This window comes from Vicinamibacterales bacterium, from assembly GCA_036496585.1.
In the GTDB taxonomy this organism is placed as follows: Bacteria; Acidobacteriota; Vicinamibacteria; order Vicinamibacterales; family 2-12-FULL-66-21; genus JAICSD01.
The window spans coordinates 1-16,933 of sequence record DASXLB010000033.1; the positions used below are offsets into that span (position 1 = coordinate 1).

14 protein-coding genes are annotated in these 16,933 nt (G+C 68.0%); 9 read left to right on the forward strand and 5 right to left on the reverse strand.

The genetic code is table 11. From position 1 onward, the window contains the following. Window positions 1-172: 172 nt before the first annotated feature. Both VGI12_10775 and VGI12_10780 read left to right on the forward strand, forming a co-directional pair. A complete protein-coding gene (locus VGI12_10775; protein HEY2433145.1) occupies window positions 173-331 on the forward strand; it encodes a hypothetical protein in 159 nt (52 codons plus the stop codon). Next, the gene (locus VGI12_10780) at window positions 331-819 is read left to right on the forward strand and encodes a hypothetical protein (GenBank protein ID HEY2433146.1); all 489 of its coding nucleotides are present in this window, start codon (window positions 331-333) and stop codon (window positions 817-819) included. Before VGI12_10775 ends, VGI12_10780 begins: the two co-directional genes overlap by 1 nt. Before the next feature lie 864 nt (window positions 820-1,683). On the opposite strand, the gene VGI12_10785 is transcribed toward VGI12_10780, so the two are convergent. Next, window positions 1,684-2,136, reverse strand: a complete 453-nt coding sequence (locus VGI12_10785) for a hypothetical protein (GenBank protein HEY2433147.1) — start codon at window positions 2,134-2,136, stop codon at window positions 1,684-1,686. Window positions 2,137-2,347: 211 nt separating this feature from the next. On the opposite strand from VGI12_10785, the gene VGI12_10790 reads away from it, so the two are divergent. From VGI12_10790 to VGI12_10805, 4 genes are all read left to right on the forward strand, one after another. Beyond that, a complete protein-coding gene (locus tag VGI12_10790) occupies window positions 2,348-2,719 on the forward strand; it encodes a hypothetical protein (GenBank protein HEY2433148.1) in 372 nt (123 codons plus the stop codon). A 45-nt stretch (window positions 2,720-2,764) separates the two neighbouring features. Next, entirely contained in the window at window positions 2,765-4,033 is a 1,269-nt protein-coding gene (locus VGI12_10795; GenBank protein HEY2433149.1) for an MFS transporter, read from the forward strand. A 230-nt stretch (window positions 4,034-4,263) separates the two neighbouring features. Continuing rightward, window positions 4,264-5,595: a hypothetical protein gene (locus VGI12_10800; GenBank protein HEY2433150.1), complete on the forward strand. Its 1,332-nt coding sequence runs from the start codon at window positions 4,264-4,266 to the stop codon at window positions 5,593-5,595. A gap of 103 nt (window positions 5,596-5,698) precedes the next feature. After that, window positions 5,699-6,340, forward strand: a complete 642-nt coding sequence (locus tag VGI12_10805) for a class I SAM-dependent methyltransferase (protein HEY2433151.1) — start codon at window positions 5,699-5,701, stop codon at window positions 6,338-6,340. Between the two features lie 20 nt (window positions 6,341-6,360). On the opposite strand, the gene VGI12_10810 is transcribed toward VGI12_10805, so the two are convergent. Next, window positions 6,361-6,828, reverse strand: coding sequence for a cupin domain-containing protein (locus VGI12_10810; GenBank protein ID HEY2433152.1), 468 nt, complete (start codon window positions 6,826-6,828; stop codon window positions 6,361-6,363). 104 nt (window positions 6,829-6,932) lie between these two features. Here VGI12_10810 and VGI12_10815 point away from each other — a divergent pair, with 104 nt between their 5' ends. Then, window positions 6,933-7,571, forward strand: coding sequence for a hypothetical protein (locus VGI12_10815; GenBank protein HEY2433153.1), 639 nt, complete (start codon window positions 6,933-6,935; stop codon window positions 7,569-7,571). Next, complete coding sequence (gene sigJ / locus VGI12_10820) at window positions 7,568-8,518, forward strand: RNA polymerase sigma factor SigJ (GenBank protein ID HEY2433154.1); 951 nt, start codon at window positions 7,568-7,570, stop codon at window positions 8,516-8,518. The genes VGI12_10815 and sigJ overlap by 4 nt, the downstream gene beginning before the upstream one ends. Before the next feature lie 36 nt (window positions 8,519-8,554). On the opposite strand, the gene VGI12_10825 is transcribed toward sigJ, so the two are convergent. The 3 genes from VGI12_10825 to VGI12_10835 are packed head-to-tail and all read right to left on the reverse strand — an operon-like array spanning window position 8,555 to window position 16,211. After that, on the reverse strand, window positions 8,555-14,950 hold the full coding sequence (locus VGI12_10825) for a hypothetical protein (GenBank protein HEY2433155.1): 6,396 nt from the start codon (window positions 14,948-14,950) through the stop codon (window positions 8,555-8,557). Between the two features lie 12 nt (window positions 14,951-14,962). Then, window positions 14,963-15,580: a hypothetical protein gene (locus VGI12_10830; GenBank protein HEY2433156.1), complete on the reverse strand. Its 618-nt coding sequence runs from the start codon at window positions 15,578-15,580 to the stop codon at window positions 14,963-14,965. A gap of 28 nt (window positions 15,581-15,608) precedes the next feature. Then, complete coding sequence (locus VGI12_10835) at window positions 15,609-16,211, reverse strand: hypothetical protein (protein HEY2433157.1); 603 nt, start codon at window positions 16,209-16,211, stop codon at window positions 15,609-15,611. Window positions 16,212-16,305: 94 nt separating this feature from the next. Between VGI12_10835 and VGI12_10840 the strand changes: the two genes are divergently transcribed. After that, on the forward strand, window positions 16,306-16,899 hold the full coding sequence (locus VGI12_10840) for a sigma-70 family RNA polymerase sigma factor (GenBank protein ID HEY2433158.1): 594 nt from the start codon (window positions 16,306-16,308) through the stop codon (window positions 16,897-16,899). The last annotated feature ends 34 nt before the right edge of the window (window positions 16,900-16,933 follow it).

A 16,933-nucleotide genomic window follows, 5' to 3' on the forward strand; every position in this document is an offset into this window, starting at 1 on the left:
CGAACGCTCCGAGGGAAGCGCAAGTAGAGGAAAAGACATGCCGCCAGGGCGAAGAGGCGCGACGCCACCGTCGCCGTGCTGCTCGTCATTGGTGCGGTGAACGTCGCCAGATGCTGGTCCAGGCGACGGCGCGGCGGCGCGAAAATCCGTGACGCTCTGGCGGATCCGCGCCATGGACGATCTGATGGACGACTATCTGGCGCCGCGGCGGTTGTCGCTTCGGCCCGTCCAGGGTTTTGCCGCGGTCGCGCTCGCGCTCATCGGCATCTACGGAGTCCTCATCTACACCGTGTCGCAGCGCGTGCCGGAAATCGGCGGCCGGCCAGCGTGATGATCGCGATCGTCACCGCGAGTCCCGAGAGCCCGGACGGGCGAAACCACCGAGGAAGGATGCTGGACGTCCTCGTGAGTGCCGCTACCTTCGCGATCTGTTACAGCCTCGTCGGGTCCCTGCGTCACCACTCCACGGGAGGATTCGGGATCCTGAATTCGGTCAGTTGGGGTGTATTTCTGGGCTTCTTCTTTGTCCTGGTGTCCGCCGTCGTCTATCTGCCGATCCTGGTGTCGTCCCGACGACTCTTCGATCCACGCTCGAGAGTGCCGCTTGCAGTCGTGGGGGCGTTCCTCTTCCCAGTCCCGATGCTGGCGTTCCCGCTCCTGCAAGGGCGGCTGGAACCTGTCGGTCGGCTGCTGCTCCGCGATCCCGTCACGCTCGTATCAACCGCGTTCCCGTACGTCATTGCGGGAGCAATTCTCGGATGGCTGATCGCGGCGCCGCGGCACGACGTGCCGCACGGAATCGAGCCCGCAGCAGTCTGACCACCGGGCAAGAACCTATCCGATCACATTACGGCTTGCTGACCGGCAGTGACGCCGGCTGCAACGGCGGGTTGGATGGGGGTTCTCCTATTCGGATGCGGCGCTCGACGTAACGCCTTACGTACGCCGTGATTGCAAGGCGCGCTGGGAACGCGCCGAGACCGGCAATCGCGCCAGCGAGCAGGGCTCGGAACCAGGCGCTGTCGGGAGGCAGGGAATAGGCACGTGCGACGACCGCCGCGGTCGCGCCAAGAGTCATGGCGAGGGCAACCGCCAGCGCTGGAATCCCGATGCGCCATCCACGGAACGCCTCGCGTTGACTCTCGCGCAGAAGAGCCTCCCGCTGGTCAGGACTCCGGGCAAGTAGACTCGGAATCCGACGAGGATCCACGAGTCCCGTCTCGCGGCGGTGACGCCGAAGCGCCTGGGCCAATACCGCGCCCGCCAGGGAACCGCAGAGTACGACGGCGACCTCGACGACAATCGACCCGGTGGTGTCCAGCCGCATCATCTCCCTCCACGTGACCGAGAGCAGGCCGGCATGTCGCGCCGACCCTGCGAGGCTCGCAGCATAACGCGAGACGCGCAGAGCCGCGAAGCATCCCCGCAGCGGGGGGTCGCGCCGTCAGCGATGTCCGATGCGCGCGAAGAACCGGTCGCGATAGGTGTCGGAGATCGGCACGTCGAGGCCGCCGATGGCGATGCGTCCGCGCTCGATCGTCTCGATGCGAGCGAGCGCGACCATGTAGGACTGTGGACACGGCAGATCGAGTGCGCCGCAAGCTGCCGCTCGAAATCCGCAAGGTCTGCAGTGTCATGAGCCGCCGCGTCGGTGCGTGGATCCAGCGAAAATCGCTCGCGCGGTTACTTGACCTTCATTTTCACCGCCCAGATCGGACTGGCTTTGTACCCCGCATCCACCGCAATGCCGAAGTATTCGTGCGTGGATTCGGGCCTCCACCGCCCCTGAGCGTCGGCGGCGGTGACGAGCACCTTGAAGATGCCCGGGACGTTCGTCGGCACCTTCTCGATCGGCACGACTTTCCAGTCCTGCGGAGTCGCGGTACTCGGGGTGTCCGGCGAAGCGTTCCCGCCGAGCCGATAGCCGTGCCACTCGAGGCCCTTCAGCGGCGCCGTGGCCAGTTCGGGAAGGTTCAGATAGATCGGACTGACCCTGGCGACGGAGGGAACGCTGTACTCCGGCAGTTCCGGGTACAGGCGCGGCCCGTAGGTCGTGCCCAGCGTTCCCAGTTTCGGTATTTCCACGAGGTAGCCGTCGGCCTCGATGAAGACGCCTGGCTGCTTGATTTCCGGCATCCCGCCACCACAGCCGGTTGACCCCAGCAAGATCACGAGCGCGGACAGAAGCCAGCGGGCCTGTGACGACATGCGCTCAATCGTATCCTCACACGGGCGTGGCGCTTGCGCATCAGCGGCTGCCCCATGCCATCGTCGAGCCGTGCAACCGTGGCCGGCGATGAGAGATAATCGCGGCCGGAACTGACGGATTCACACTGAGGAGCACCCCATGCCTGTTCGTCGACTCTCGGTATTGATCGTCGCGATGCTCGCTCTGGCCGGGACCGTGTTCGGGGCAGACATCAGCGGTAAGTGGACCGCCAGCTTCGACACGCAGATCGGCCAGCAGAACTACACCTATGAGTTCACCACCAAAGGCGACGTGGTGACCGGCACGGCCAAATCGGAGAATGGGGAATCGGTCCTGCGCAACGTCAAGGTCGACGGCAACAAGCTGACCTTCGTCGAGATGCTGAAGTTCCAGGACATGGACATCGAGATCACGTACACCGGCACGATCGTCTCCGCTGACGAGATCAAGTTCACGCGGCAGGTCGGCGAGTTTGCCACCGAGGAGCTGGTCGCGAAACGCGCGAAGTGATCCCTGGCCCACGGCCAGGGATTCGGCGCCGCGGAGCCTGCCTGCGTGTACCAGATCGACAGTTCCGAGGACGCTCTCCGCGGCGCCACCGAGATGGTGCGCCGTCCCTCGCGGCTGCAGGTCAGCCGCCGGGTGTGGCTGCTCGGCCTGACCAGCCTGTTCACCGATGTCTCGTCCGAGATGGTGGCCTCGGTGCTGCCGCTCTATGCCCTCGTCAAGCTCAAGCTCGATCCGTGGGCCGTCGGGCTGATCGGCGGTGTCTATGTGGGCGGCGCGTCGTTCGTCCGGCTCGTCGGGGGTGGCGTCGCAGACAGCACGGGATCGTACAAGGCTGTCGCGGTCACCGGCTATACCCTGTCGGTGGCATCGCGCATCGGCCTCGTCGTGTTCGGAGGATCCTGGACGAACCTGCTCTGGGTGGTGGCGATCGACCGGCTCGGGAAGGGACTGCGCAGCGATGCGCGCGATGCCTTGATTTCATTTAGCGCAACGCCTGAGCGGCTGGCGACGGCATTCGGCGTCCATCGCGCCCTCGACACCGCGGGCGCCATGCTCGGACCGCTGGTCGCATTTGGATTGCTGTGGGCGGCACCCGATGCCTACGACGCGGTCTTCGTGGTGAGCGCGTGCACGGCGGTGGTCGGCCTCGCCATCCTGGTGCTGTTCGTCGAGGATGTCGGCGCCGACGCTCCCGCGGCGGGACGCCGGGAGCGTCCGACGCGGCGCCTCGTGATGCAGACGCTTCAACTCGCGGGCATCCGCCCGCTGCTCGCTGCCGGCGTCCTGCTGAACGTCGCGATCATCAGCGATGCGTTCTTCTTCCTCACGCTGCAGCGCCGTTTTGCCTTGTCGTCGAGCTCCTTTCCCCTGTTGTACGTGGCCACCTCGGCGGTCTACATGGTGCTGGCTTTGCCAGCCGGCCTGCTTGCCGATCGCGCCGGACGGCTGCGCGTCTTTCTCGGGAGCCACGCGGTGCTCCTGATGGCGTACGCCGCACTGCTCCTCCCCTCACGAGGCCGTGTCGAGATCGCCGGCTTCGTGGTGCTCTTCGGAGCGTACTATGCCGGAACGGATGGCGTGCTGATGGCGCTGGTCGGCAGCCGGCTCCCAAGCGCGCTCCGCGGGACCGGCATGGCCTCGATGACCACGCTCACGGGCCTGGCCCGTTTCGGCGCCTCGCTGCTGTTTGGATGGCTGTGGACGTGGGGAGGGCTCAATCGCGCCGTGGGCATCACCGCAGCGTCATTCCTCGTCGCAGTCGTGCTGAGCACGTTCCTGCTGCAATCGAGGCAAACCCGGACCTCCTTCAGTTGACGACACGCCACGATCCTGACGCTGCCGCTGGCGAAACGCCTCAGCCGCCCCGGCTCTCGACGCCTGGCGGCCGGAGCGGCCGTCGTGCGCTGTTCGCCCTCATCGCTCTGGCCTGCGCGCTCGTCAGCGTCCTCTACGTACACAACGTTCTGGATCGACAGCGGGCGAGGCGAATCTCGCGTGCGGGCAGTCGTGCCGTCGAGGCTCGCACCGGCGACTCCCTCGCAACCGTGCCGGGTTCGCTGGTGCTGTTCAGCAGTCTCGTTCCGGGCGACGGTCTCCGCTACCGAGTGGCGCTGGCATCGATCGCGGAGCCGACCGGTCCCCGCGCGCTATCGGGCCTGGTGTGCGAGCAGGTGTACTTCGCCGGCGCACACGGCGTCTGCCTTGGCGAAGGGGGCGGCCGGACGGCGCTCGACTATGGGGTCACCGACACCCACGCTTACGTCTTCGGATCCGATTTCCAGATCCGCTACGACATTCCACTGGGCGGCGTCCCGAGCCGTGTGCGTGTTTCGCGCGACGGACGCGTCGGCGCCGCGACGGTCTTCGTGATCGGCCATTCGTATGCGGACGCCGCCTTTTCGACCGCCACGACGCTGATGGACCTGACGACCGGGCGCACGATAGGCAATCTCGAGACGTTTGCGGTGTGGCGCGACGGACGCCCTTTCCAGTCCGTCGACTTCAACTTCTGGGGCGTCACCTTCGCGCCCGACGGCGATCGCTTCTATGCATCGCTCCGGAGCGGCGGCCACACCTACCTGGTGGAAGGCTCCATTGCCGCGCGCCGGATGCAGACGCTCCGCGAGAACGTCGAGTGTCCCTCGCTGTCTCCGGATGGAACCCGCCTGGCGTTCAAGACACGCATCAGGAGTACGGTCACTTCCGACTGGCGCTTCCACGTGCTCGATCTCGCGTCGATGCGGGACACGGTACTGGCCGAACCGCGCAGCATGGACGATCAGATCGAGTGGCTCGACGACCGCCACGTCCTCTACGGTGACGGGAACACGATCTGGATGTCCAATGCCGACGGCACCGGATCCCCCCGCCGCGTCCTGAGCCAGGCGATGTCAATGTCCGTGCTCCGCGATGCAGCGGTCGGCAGGACGCTTGCCGGTTCCGCCACGACCGCCCTGACGCTGCCCGTGGCGGATCTGGCCGTCGCGATTCGGGCGTCCGGGCCCGAGGGTTCCGTCGGAGCGACGGTGCCTTACACGGTGACGGTGGCCAACAACGGCCCGGCCGATGCCACCGCATTGAAGATCGACCAGATCCTGACGGCGGGTCTGACGCTCGCTGGTCCGCTGAGAATCACGACCGCCGGCGAGAGCTACGGGTGCTCGCAGTATGACGAGGGGCACACGTCCTGCGACACCGCGAAACTGGCGCGAGGCGACGTCTGGACCATCTCGTTCGACGTGCGCGTCAACGCTCCCGGACCTCAGCGCGTGCAGGTGTTCGTCAGCGGCGCCGAATCCGACCCCGACGGGACGAACGACAGCGCCGAAGTCAGTACGACGGTCGGGAACGTCCCGCCGACGGCACCGCGGCGGTAGTTGGACCGGCCGCTCCTGTTCTGTATATTCAGGGCAGGAGGAGACCGTCACAATCCCGCCGACGCTCGCCCTGATCATCAAGCTGGCGGCCAGCAGCGCCGCCATGGCGCTCCTCATCGGACAGTGCCGCAGACCTCGATGGTGGATCGGCCGCGTCTATCTCGACGTCATGAACCGCACCCACTCTGGCGTCACAGACTGGGGCCTCGGCCGCGTCTCGATCTCGCCCGGCGCGACGATTCTGGACGTCGGGTGCGGCGGCGGTCGCACGATCCAGAAGCTCGCCGAAGCGAGTGGCGGCCGCGTCTGCGGCGTGGACTATTCCGCGGCGAGCGTTGCGGCGGCGCGGCGCACCAATGCCGCCGCCATCGCCGCCGGGCGCGTCGAGATCGTCGAAGGCTCGGTGTCGCGCCTGCCGTATCCCGACGCCAGCTTCGATGTCGTCACCGCCGTCGAGACGCACTACTACTGGCCGAACCTCGGTGAGGATCTCCGGGAAGTCCGGCGCGTGCTCGAGCCCGGCGGCCAGGTCGTCGTCATCGCCGAAGTGTACCGGCGGAAAAAGCCGGCCTCGGCGTTGTTCGGCCCGATCATGCGGTTGCTCGGCGGCAGATACGTCACGGCCGACGAGCATCGCGCCGCCCTGATGCAGGCGGGCTTTGTCGAGGTCGCAGTCCACGAAGACCGCCGGGGCTGGATCTGCGCGACCGGCCGCTCCCCCATGTCGCCGTCGCCCGCCGCCTGATCGTCGTCGCGGCCGGACCGCTATTCCGACTGCTTGCTCACCGAAAAGACGATGTAGGCGGCGTCGGTCGTCCCCACGTTGTGCAGGCCGTGGGTGAGGTTCGAGGCGCTGAAGATGATGTCGCCCGGACCGACGGGGATGATGGTGCCGTTGTCGTCGTATTCCAGCGAGCCCGACTGGATAAAGAGCCATTCGCTGTTGGGATGATGGTGGGGCGGGTGCGGCATCTTGCCGGCAGGCAGCACCGTCTCGTGGATCTCGACGAACTCGCCGGTGGGCAGCGTTCCCGACATCACGCGCCGCTGGATGCCGCCGTTGTCGAGCTTGACGGCCGGCAAGTCCTTGAAGCGAACGACACGCGATTTCGAGAGCTCGGCAGTGGTGAGTCTCCCCTGCGGCGGCGTCTGGGCAGAGGCCTCGTTGGCCGCCATCAGTATCGCCAGGGCCGGGAAGAGCGCGAACAGTTGGCGACGATCCAGATCGGACATCGGCATTCCTCCTCCAAAAAGTGAGCACAACCATACACGTCTTTGACCGTATGTCACATTTCTCCGGCCTGTCGCGTCTCACCAGGAGAGACTGGAGCACTGAGATGATCAAGTGGACACTGCACAGCGCCATTGCCAGGTTCGAGCGGGCGTGGGGCTACGACGCCAGCTATATGCACGAGATGATCGACGCGAGTCCGCGCGCCGCGTGGCTCTTCTCCCGCGTCGCCGCCCTCGGTCGATTCCGGCGTGACGTCCCGATCGACGCGTGGTGCGCGGCCGGCCTCACGGCGGTGCGCCACGAAGACTGCGGCCCGTGCACGCAGCTGGCCGTCGAGATGGCGGAGCGCGCCGGCGTCAGTTCCGCGGTGCTGCGGGCGGTGCTCACCGACAACGCCGCCGCGATGCCGCCGGACGTGGCGCTCGCCTGGAGCTTCACGCGCGCCGCGCTCGCGCACGATCCGCGCGCCGACGAATACCGCGAGGCGATCGTGCGGCTGTGGGGACGCCGGGCCCTCGTCAGCCTCGCCTTCGCGATGACCGCGGCGCGCCTCTACCCGACCGTCAAGTACGCGCTCGGTCACGGCCACGCGTGTATGCGCGTCGTGGTCGGCGGCGAGCCGCTCGTTTTTGATCAGAAAGGGGCTCAGAAGGGGGATCAGAGCGGGGATCAGACGGGGGATCACCGAAGGGATCACGGCCGGGCCGCGGCACGGCGCGGATCGGCGGTCGGCACAGCGTGACCGGCGCCAGCGCGACGCCGGATCCCGCCGCGAGTTTCGAGCCGGACCGGCGCCGGCTGCGCGGCCTCGCCTACCGGATGCTGGGATCGATGGCCGACGCCGAGGACGCCGTGCAGGAGGCGTACCTGCGCTGGCATGCGGCCGCGCGTGACCGCGTGCTGGATCCGCGAGCGTTTCTCATGACCACCACCACCCGCATCTGTCTCGATATGCTGACGTCGGCGCGCGCGCGGCGCGAGGAGTACGTCGGCCCGTGGCTGCCCGAGCCGGTGCTCGACACGGCGGCGCTCGCGCCCGACCGCCGCACCGAATTGGCAGAGGACCTGTCGGTCGCGCTGCTGTTGACGCTCGACCGCCTGTCCCCGCTCGAGCGCGCGGCCTTCCTGCTGCACGACGTCTTCGATTTCTCGTTCGACGAGGTCGCCGGCGCGCTGGAGCGGAACCGGGCGGCGTGCCGTCAGCTGGCCGCCCGCGCGCGTGCGCACGTGCGCGCCGTCCGGCCGCGCGGGGCGGTCGCGCCCCCGGTCCGGGCCGGCGAGGTCGACGCGAAACACGTGCAGCTCATGTCCACGTTCGTCGCTGCGACGCGGTCGGGAGATCTCGACAGTCTGATGCGGCTGCTCACGAGCGACGTGCGGGTCGTGACCGACGGCGGCGGCAAGGCCGCGGCGCCGCTCAACGTGATCGACGGGGCCGATCGCGCGGCGCGTTTCCTGATTGGCGCCGCGCGCAAGGGGTGGCGCGACGACTTCCGGATGCGGGTGTCGGCGATCAACGGGCTCCCCGGGGTGATCGTCGACGCGCCCGACGGACCGGTCCAGACGGCGGCGTTCGAGTTCGACGGCGATGCCATCCGGGCGCTCTACGTGATCCGCAATCAGGACAAGCTGCGGCATCTGCCGGCGCCGGCGGCACCCGACGGCGGCGACGGCCGATCCGCCGGCTGACGCTCCCGCCGCCTCACGCGTCCCCACGCCGTGCGTTCACGGCGTGATCTTCAGGGTTGCGGCGAGCAGCCCGAGCTGTCCCTTCACGTTCTGGAAATGCCCCGCCACGATGAGCGCCAGCTCCTTGACCGCCGGTGGCACGTCGACGACCACGCGGATGCGCGTCGACGCGCCAGCGTCGAGATCGCCCACCTTGAGCGGCAGCGAAGGCTGCAGGAGCCTTACGATGCCGAGCCCCTTCAGCGGGATCGGCAGCGCCAGATCGAGGAATACGTTCCTGGCGTTCCCGTCGCCGTCATTGACGAGGATCAGATCGATGTACTTGCGCGTGCCGGAGACGGTGCCTTCTCCGGCCACGCGCACGTCCACGTCAGGCCTGCCCACGATCACCGTGACGGTGGAAGTGGCGCTGCCGACGTTGCCGGCTGCGTCCCGGAACCGGAAGGTGACCGTTGTCGTGCCGAGCGGAAGAACCGTGGACGCCGCGATCGGATTGCCGTTCACCAGCGGGGCGAGACGTGTCGGCGCGGCGTCGAGGTTGTCGGTCGCGCTGCCGCCGGCCAGGAAGGCGGCGAGCGCCGGAGAGTCGGCGCCACTCGCGCCCGATGCGGTCGTGGCCGGAACGGTGATCGCCGGCGGCGCCGTGACGATCGGCGGCTGCGTATCGCTCCGCTTCGCGACCACGAACGGCGACAGCGAGAAGACCCGGCCGCACACACCGACGCCGGGCGTCGCACAGGCGATCGTCACCTCCCGCCATCCCGTCCCGTCGTCGTGCAGCATGACGGCATCGGCGGGGAACGTTCCGCCGATCAGGATGTCGATCGCGGTGCTCGGCGGCATCAGCGCCGTCGTCACCACGTCGTAGACCGGCGAGAGCGCGACGTAGCTGCCGAGCGGCCGTGACGCCTGGACGATGTCCGCCGTCGCGAGGCCCGCCTGCAGAATCGCGCTGATACTCAGCGCCACCGGCGTCGCATTGCCGGCGCTGTCGACCAACGGCAGCAGCACGCCCGGCCGCGTGATGCTGGTGCCGAAGCTGTTGACGACCGTCACGCTCGCCACCTCGGATCCGATGTTGCCCGCCGCGTCGCGATAGCGGAACGTGACGAGGGTGAGGCCGACCGGGAAGAGCGTCGTGTCGGTCGCGACGGTGCCGTCGGACAGCGTCGGATCCAGTCGCGCCGGCGCCGGGTCGGTATCGTCGGTTGCCGAACCGCCGAGCAGGAACACGTGGATCAGGTTCGAAGCGCCCGAGTCAGGCACGTCGCCGCGGGCACCACCCGCTTCGGTCAGGTGCACCGAGATGTTGGCTGGCAGCGTGACGACCGGGGGAATGGTGTCGGGCACGGTGGCGGCGACCGTATCGGTGACCGTGATCGCTTCCTGGAGATCGACGTCAGGGTTGGTAATCGTGTCGGTCACGTGGATGGTCTCGGCAATCAACACGTCGGGGTTGATCGTCACCGATGCCGAGTTGTTGCCGGGGCTCGGGTCCGCGTTCGCGCTCGCCGCCGTGAACACGGCCGTCAGCGGACCGAGCGCGGTCGGCGTCAGTGTGACGGTGAAGTCGCTCGTTCCGCGCACGTGGAAGTCGGTCACCGCGCAGGTCAGTACGTTCGCGGCGACCGAACACGCGCCCTGCGGGGAGGCCGAGTTGAACTGCAGCCCTGTCGGGACGCTGAGCTGCACCGCCGCTGTCGCCGCGGCGAACGGCCCGTGATTGGTCAGCTCGACCGCGAAATCGAGCGGCACGCCGGCGTGCGCGCCGGCGTCGGGATTGGCCAGCGCCGCGGTGAGGACGAGGTCGGTTATCGGCTGCACGATTGCCGTCGCGGTGTCCTGGGTCTGATTGAGCAGATCGCGGACCGTCAACGTCAGAGTGTGCATACCCGCGGAGAGCAGTATGTCGGCCGCGGCGGAGGTCGCGAGCGTGACCCCGTTTTCGGACCATGTGAACGTCAGCGGATCGTTGTCGGCGTCGGAGCCGATCCCTGCGACGTGGACGACGCCGCCGTCGGCGCTCGTCGCCAGAGCCGAGTACGGGCCACCGGCGATCGCCACCGGCGGTGTATTGACCTGGAAGCTTCCTTCCGCGTGATTGTTCGCCATCGCGGGATCGGGGACCGCCGACGAGACGTCGAACCGCGCCCTCGCGGTTGCGCCGGCCGTGAGGCCGCGGAGCGACACGACCAGCCGCGCGGCGCCTCCCGATGCGAGCGTTCCGGCGTCGCATGAGACCTGGGCTGGATGGAGCGTCGCCGGGAACTGGCAGCTGCCCAGACGATCGTCCACGGCGGCGATTTCGAGCGCCGGATCCACCGAGATCGTCACGGTCGTGCCGGCCGCATCGTCTGGTCCGAGATTACGGATGATCAGTGTGGCGTCTGCGGTGCCGTTCAGCGGGACGCGCGTCGGCGCCGACGCGAACAGCTGTACGTCGGCCGACTGCGGCGCCTGGACGGCCCCCACATGGCGGACCTCATTCAGCAACCCAGTCACAAAGAAGAACCCGCCGGTGCCGTCGGGCAGCACGTCGATGACCCGCACCGCCGCCGCCGACAGGCCGAAGCCTTCTCCTTGCAGGTAGTAGCCTTGTCCGGCGTTCTGCCCCGCAACCGTCGCGGTGGGGTTGAAACCGGCGACCGTCGTGATGATCTCGTCGGCGTCGAGCCCGGTGACGACGTGGTCGGCGCCGGCGGCGATCCGTCTGATGCGCGGATCGGAGTTGTCGCCGACGAGGACATCGCCATTGGCCGCGACGGCGATGCTCTCGATCGTCTGGAACGTCGCGGCCGCTACCGGGCCGCCGTCGCCGCCATACGGCAGCGGAACGCAGGTCGTCAGCGCGCACGTGTTGATGACCGAGATCTGGCTGCTGTCGTCGAGCGTGCGGTTGGCGCCGGCCGAGATCCGCAGCAGCTGCGAGCTCTGCGCCGCCACGTAGACGTCGCCATTGGGGGCCACGGCGATTCTCGCCGCGGTGCCGAACCCGCTCTGCAACGCCGGCCCTGGAATGATTGTCGAGGTGCCGTTGCCGGCGACAGATGCGATCACGCCGGCGGCGTCGATCCGCCGGATCCGTCCCGTGAACTCCGACACCAGCAGGCCGCCCGCCGCATCGAATGCGAGGGCGACCGATCCGTTCAGGCTGGCGGCTGTCGCCGGTCCGCCGTCGCCGCGGGTCCGGCAGAATCCGTCGCCTGCGATGTTGGTGATGATCCCGTCGGTGCCGATCCTGCGCACCTGACAGAACTCGGCGACGTACAGATTTCCTGTCGCGTCGAGTGCGATCTGGTGTGGATTGGTGAGATGCACGCTCGTCGCCGGCACGCCGGACGGCGACGGAATGCCGAACGAACCATCGGTATCGACCTGAAACGTGCCGATCACGTCGTCGCCGGCAACGTGCGCAATCGCTCCGGTCGTGAGATTCACCCGATTCAGGGCCCCGTACGTCGTGATGTAGAGCGACCCGCCTGCCGTGTCGATCGCGGTGCCGCCAAACAGCCCGAGATCCAGGCCTGTGCCCGGATCATGCGGACCGGCGATGGTCGTCGCCACGTTCCAGGCGGCCGCCTGCGTCATCAGCGCGAACGTTCCGTCGAGGGTCGCCGTCTGTCCGCAGAACGTCGCGCCGGTCGACGCGCCGCTGATGTCGTGCCACGCCGTGCCGTCGTGGAAGTAGAGACGCAGCGACGCGCGGTCGCCAAGACTCATGCCGGTCGTGTCGAGGCAGAGCGTGTAGGGTCCGGCGCCCGGAACCGTGGTGTGCAGCTCGTAGTAGTAAGGCGGACTCGGCATCTGCAGGCCGTCGGGGACGGCTGGCGTGCCGATGTTCGTCCGGATGTTCATCGTGGTGACGCCGCCGCCTGCGGCGTTCTCGATCGTCAACGTCGCCGGCGGAGCGAATTCGGGCAGCGGCTCGCCGAGGTCGAGGAGTACTGCCGGGTGCACGACGACCGTCCCGGTGCCGGCGGTGACGGCGCCCACGACCGTGACATTCGCGGACGCCGACGCCGAGCCGCCGCGCCCGTCCGACACGGTCACCGTGACGGTCGACGCGCCGATCGGGAAAGGCACGGGAGCGCTGTAGAGGCCGCTCGATCCGGGCGTCCCCGAAACCGGTCCAAGCGGGCCCGTAAAGGTGACCGTCAGAGGATCGTTGTCGGGATCGTTGGCCTGGGCGAACAGGTACACCGTCGCGCCGGCGGGACTGTCGGCGCCGCGTTCGACCGGCGACAGATCCTGCAGCGTCGGCGGATGGTTGACACCTCGAACGCCGTCGATCTTCATCAGGAGCAAATCGTCGCCACCGGCCGGCGCGGTTTGAAACGCACCGGCGGTCGCTCGATCGCTGTTGCTCGTGACCTCGACCGCGAGGACGGCGTCCGGCGTCAGCGAGACGGCGTGCGGATCGCGCGACGCGGTGCCGTCGAGCAGCGTGGAGAACAGAATGGAAGACAGGTCGGGAGCGAAGGTCGTCAGAAATGGCAGCGGCTGCGATGCGCTGGGCGTCGCGTCGAGGAGTCCTGAGACGCTCGGAAACGGAGCCGACGCCCACATGCCGGCGATCGACACCGACGCGTCGCTCGCCAGGGCGAGGCGCGGCGGCATCCCCCGGAAGGCCTGCCCGGTCGCGAGGGCCGTGTTCACGAGCAGCTGATCCGAACCCGACTGCGAGAGATCGAACCGCGCGAGGAAGTACGCGCCGCCGCTGCCGTCGAGCGGTCCCGACGGGCCTGGCAGGTCCGGGCTCGTCGTTTCGCCCACGACGGTGACCCGGCCTTGCGCGTCCACGGCGATGCCGTCGATTGCGTCGAAACCGCTGCCGCCGAAGTAGCTGCCAGAGGTGAGCGACGCGGGGCCCGAGTTGGTGGTGTCGATCGCCATCAGGAATGCGTCGTTGCAGCCGACGGCGGTGGCGTCCGTCGTGCAGGCCGCCGAGTAGGCCGAGGAAGTCGTCGGCAGCAGCCGCGAAGTGGTGCGTCCGCCCACGTATGCGTGCCCGTTGCCGTCTACCGCGAGCGCCATCGCCGCGGGATCGGCGTCGGGCAGATTCGTCAGGAACGTCCCGTACTGCAGGTGTCCGAGGGAGTCGTATTTCACGAGCACCGACTCGGACTGCCCGAGGCTGAAGAAATTGTCCTGCGTCACGCAGCGGCCGCTGCTCGGCGTCGTTCGGAAGCCGCCCGGGTAGGGATACGGCGAGGGCGTCTGCACGCGGCCGTTGAAGCACGCGCCGACGACGTAGATGTAGCCGCTGGCGTCGGCCGCCACCGACTGGACCGGACGAAATCCTTCGAGCGCCGTCAGCAGCACCGACGACGACTTGACGGGCGCGACGCTGTCGTCGAGGGTGCGCAGCGTCTTGACGAACGTGCCGTCGACGCTCTGAAAGACCGTGTGGACGAGTCCCGTCGGGGCGAGCGCCATCGCGTCGCAGAGCACCGGACTGCCGGTCACGCTCGCCGAATCGAGATAGACGACTGAGTACAGGAGATTGCTGCCGGTGGCATCGAACTTCGACACGAAACAGTACTCGGGCACGCCGGTCAGGCGCCCCACGGCCGACGTGGTCGGAAAGTCGAGCCTGTCGGTCGTCGCGCCGAACACGTAGGCGTCGCCTGCGGCGTCGGCGGCAATCGACACGATGCGTTCGTTACCCGGGGATCCGAGATAGGTCGCGTACTCGATGGTCGGATCGATGACGAGCGGCCGCGATCGGTCGTAGCCGCCGACGTGGAACCCGACCTGCCCGTCGCGCAGCACGAAGCCGCCGCGCACCGGCCGGCGGGCGCCGCCGGCATCCTGATAGATGAACGGGCGCTTCAGCCGCACGGTCGCTCCGTCGATGGCTATGACGAGCTCTCCGCTGCGAGCCACACTGACGGTGTCGGCGCCGCCGAATGACAGCGCGATGGCGGCCGGATCGCCGCCCGGCGCGACCTCGAAGTCGAACTGGATGCGGTCGCGGTCACCATGAAAGACCGCGGCGATACCGGGATACAGCCCGTCGTACCTGGCGCGCTCGAAGTGCGCCGCCGACAGCAGTTCGCCGGTGCCTCGCTGCGCGAAGTAGGTCGTCGCCGTCCTCGGCTGGTCGCCCCGGACGGTGGCCGAGCCGCTCGCCCCGGCGAAGGCGAGCGTCAGCGGATGCGAGACGCCGTTCAGCGCGAGCGTCGCCGAATGCTCGCCGAGAAACATCGTGTACCCCGGAGCTCTCGCCAACAGTCGGACCTGCGGGTCCGTCTCGCCGGCGTTGGCCTCGAACGCCACGGCCGGGCGCGGCCTCCCGATCCGCTCGTTGGCTCGCGACTGGACGCGGGATCCGGCGGCCAGCGGCGCGATGAACGTGACTGCGCCGGCCAGCGCGGTCACCGCCGCCCCGCGGATACGCCTGCGACTCCGCTCCGATGATGCCGGCACCATGGATTCCTCGCGCTAGGAAAAGCTGAACGTGACGATCACGTTGATGATCTGGTTGGGCGTCACCGCGACGCGCGCGATTGCGTGCGACGTGAACAGGGTGCTGAAGAGCGTCTGCGGTGTCTTGCCCGGCAGCAGGACGTCTATGCCCGTCCCGACGAGGCTGAAATACGAGACCGCCGCCGGATTGCTGACGACCGCGTATCCGCTGAGCTGCAGCGTACCGGTCGGGGTGCCTGTCGCCGCATCGAGCGGCAGCGTCAACTGCAGGTTCGGATAGGCATCCTTGCCCGATCCGCGTTCCGGCGTGTTGATCGCGCAGCCGTTCACGCCGAAGTCGTTGACGCAGGGAGACTGTCCGCCGACGGTATCGACGAGATAAATGTACCAGTTGGAAACGGTCGCCTTGGCGAGGATCGCAGCGAGCAGCTCCTGCCCATGGGCCGCGAGGCTGTTCTCGAATTCCTGGCGCGACGCGAGCGAGCCGTCACCGTTGTGGACCTCGATCACCCAGTGGCCATGAACCTTGATGTCCTCGCTGGGGCCCTTCGCCGGCGAAGTTTGCGCGAGCACCGGCAGGCTGCAGAGAAGCACCGCCGGCACCGCGCCGATCAGCGCGCGCGTGATGGTCACGAGATACTCCTGACGCCAATCGTCCTGCTCAGGACGAGAAGCTGAAGGTCACGACGACGTTGATGGTTTGATTCAGTTTCACGGTCACCTGGGGCAGCGTGTGCGAGGTGAAGGACGCAAAGTACGTGGTGTTGTCGGGGCGGCGCAGCGTGGCGCGCGTCGAGACAAAATTTATGGAGGTCGCGGCAGGATTGGTGACGAGCACGTGCCCGGTCAGCTGCAGGGTCCCGGCCGGCTCCTGCGATGCCGCGTCGATCGGGACGTAGGTCTGAAGGCTCAAGCTGGATTGACTGTTCTCCGGGTTCCCGGAGTTTGGTTCTTCGATGAAGCACGGCACGACCGCGGCGACACTGTCCACGCACGGTGCGGGTGAACCGGAGATCTGGATGTCCCAGAACTGCACGGTCGCCTTCCCCAGAATCAGCGACAGGATGCCTGGGCCGCGGCTGGTGAGCGCATTGTTGAACTCGTGCCGCGATTCGAGCGACCCGTCCGGATTGCGGATCTCGATCACCCAGTGGCCGTGAACCTTGATGTCCTGGTGGGCGCCGCCGCTGTTCTGGGCCCACACGGGGCTGGCGGTCATGAGTACGGCCGCGACCACGGCCTGCCACGGTGTGACTTTCCACATCACTGCGTCCCTCCGTCTTCCGGGTGAAGCTCGCGTAGTTACGCGCGTTTGCCGGAAAAGCGGCTCAGCGGGTATGCTCGACCCCGTACCAGGCATGCCCGAGGGCCAGGACGGAACTGACGTCACGCGGCTGCTCCAGGAATGGCGGGACGGCCGTCAGGATGCCCTGGACCGTCTAATGCCGCTCGTCTACAACGAGCTCCACCTGATCGCCTCGCGGCACATGGCCCGCGAATGGCGGGGAGGGGCGCTGCAGACCACCGCGCTGGTCAGCGAGGCCTTCCTCAAACTGGTGGGCCAGCGCGATGTCGACTGGCAGAACCGGGCGCATTTCTTTGCCATCGCCGCCACGGTGATGCGGCGGGTCCTCGTCGACAACGCCCGCCGCGAACTGCGTCCCAAGCACGGCGGCGGCGCCGTCGCGGTGTCGGTCGACGATGCGCCCCCCCTGGCCCAGGCGGTGAGCCTGGACGCTGTCGACGCACTGGCGCTGGATACGGCGCTGAAGAAGCTGGAAGTGTTGGACCCCCCCCAGGCTCGCATCGTCGAGCTGCGTTTCTTCGGCGGCCTCACGGTCGAGGAGACGGCGGAAGTGGTCGGCGCTTCGCCCGCGACCGTGAAACGCGAGTGGGCGCTCGCCAAAGGCTGGCTGTACCGCGAGCTGACCGGCGCGTCGGGAGCGCGCTGAGCCGGATCGGTGCGATTCCGCGCGTAAGGGACGA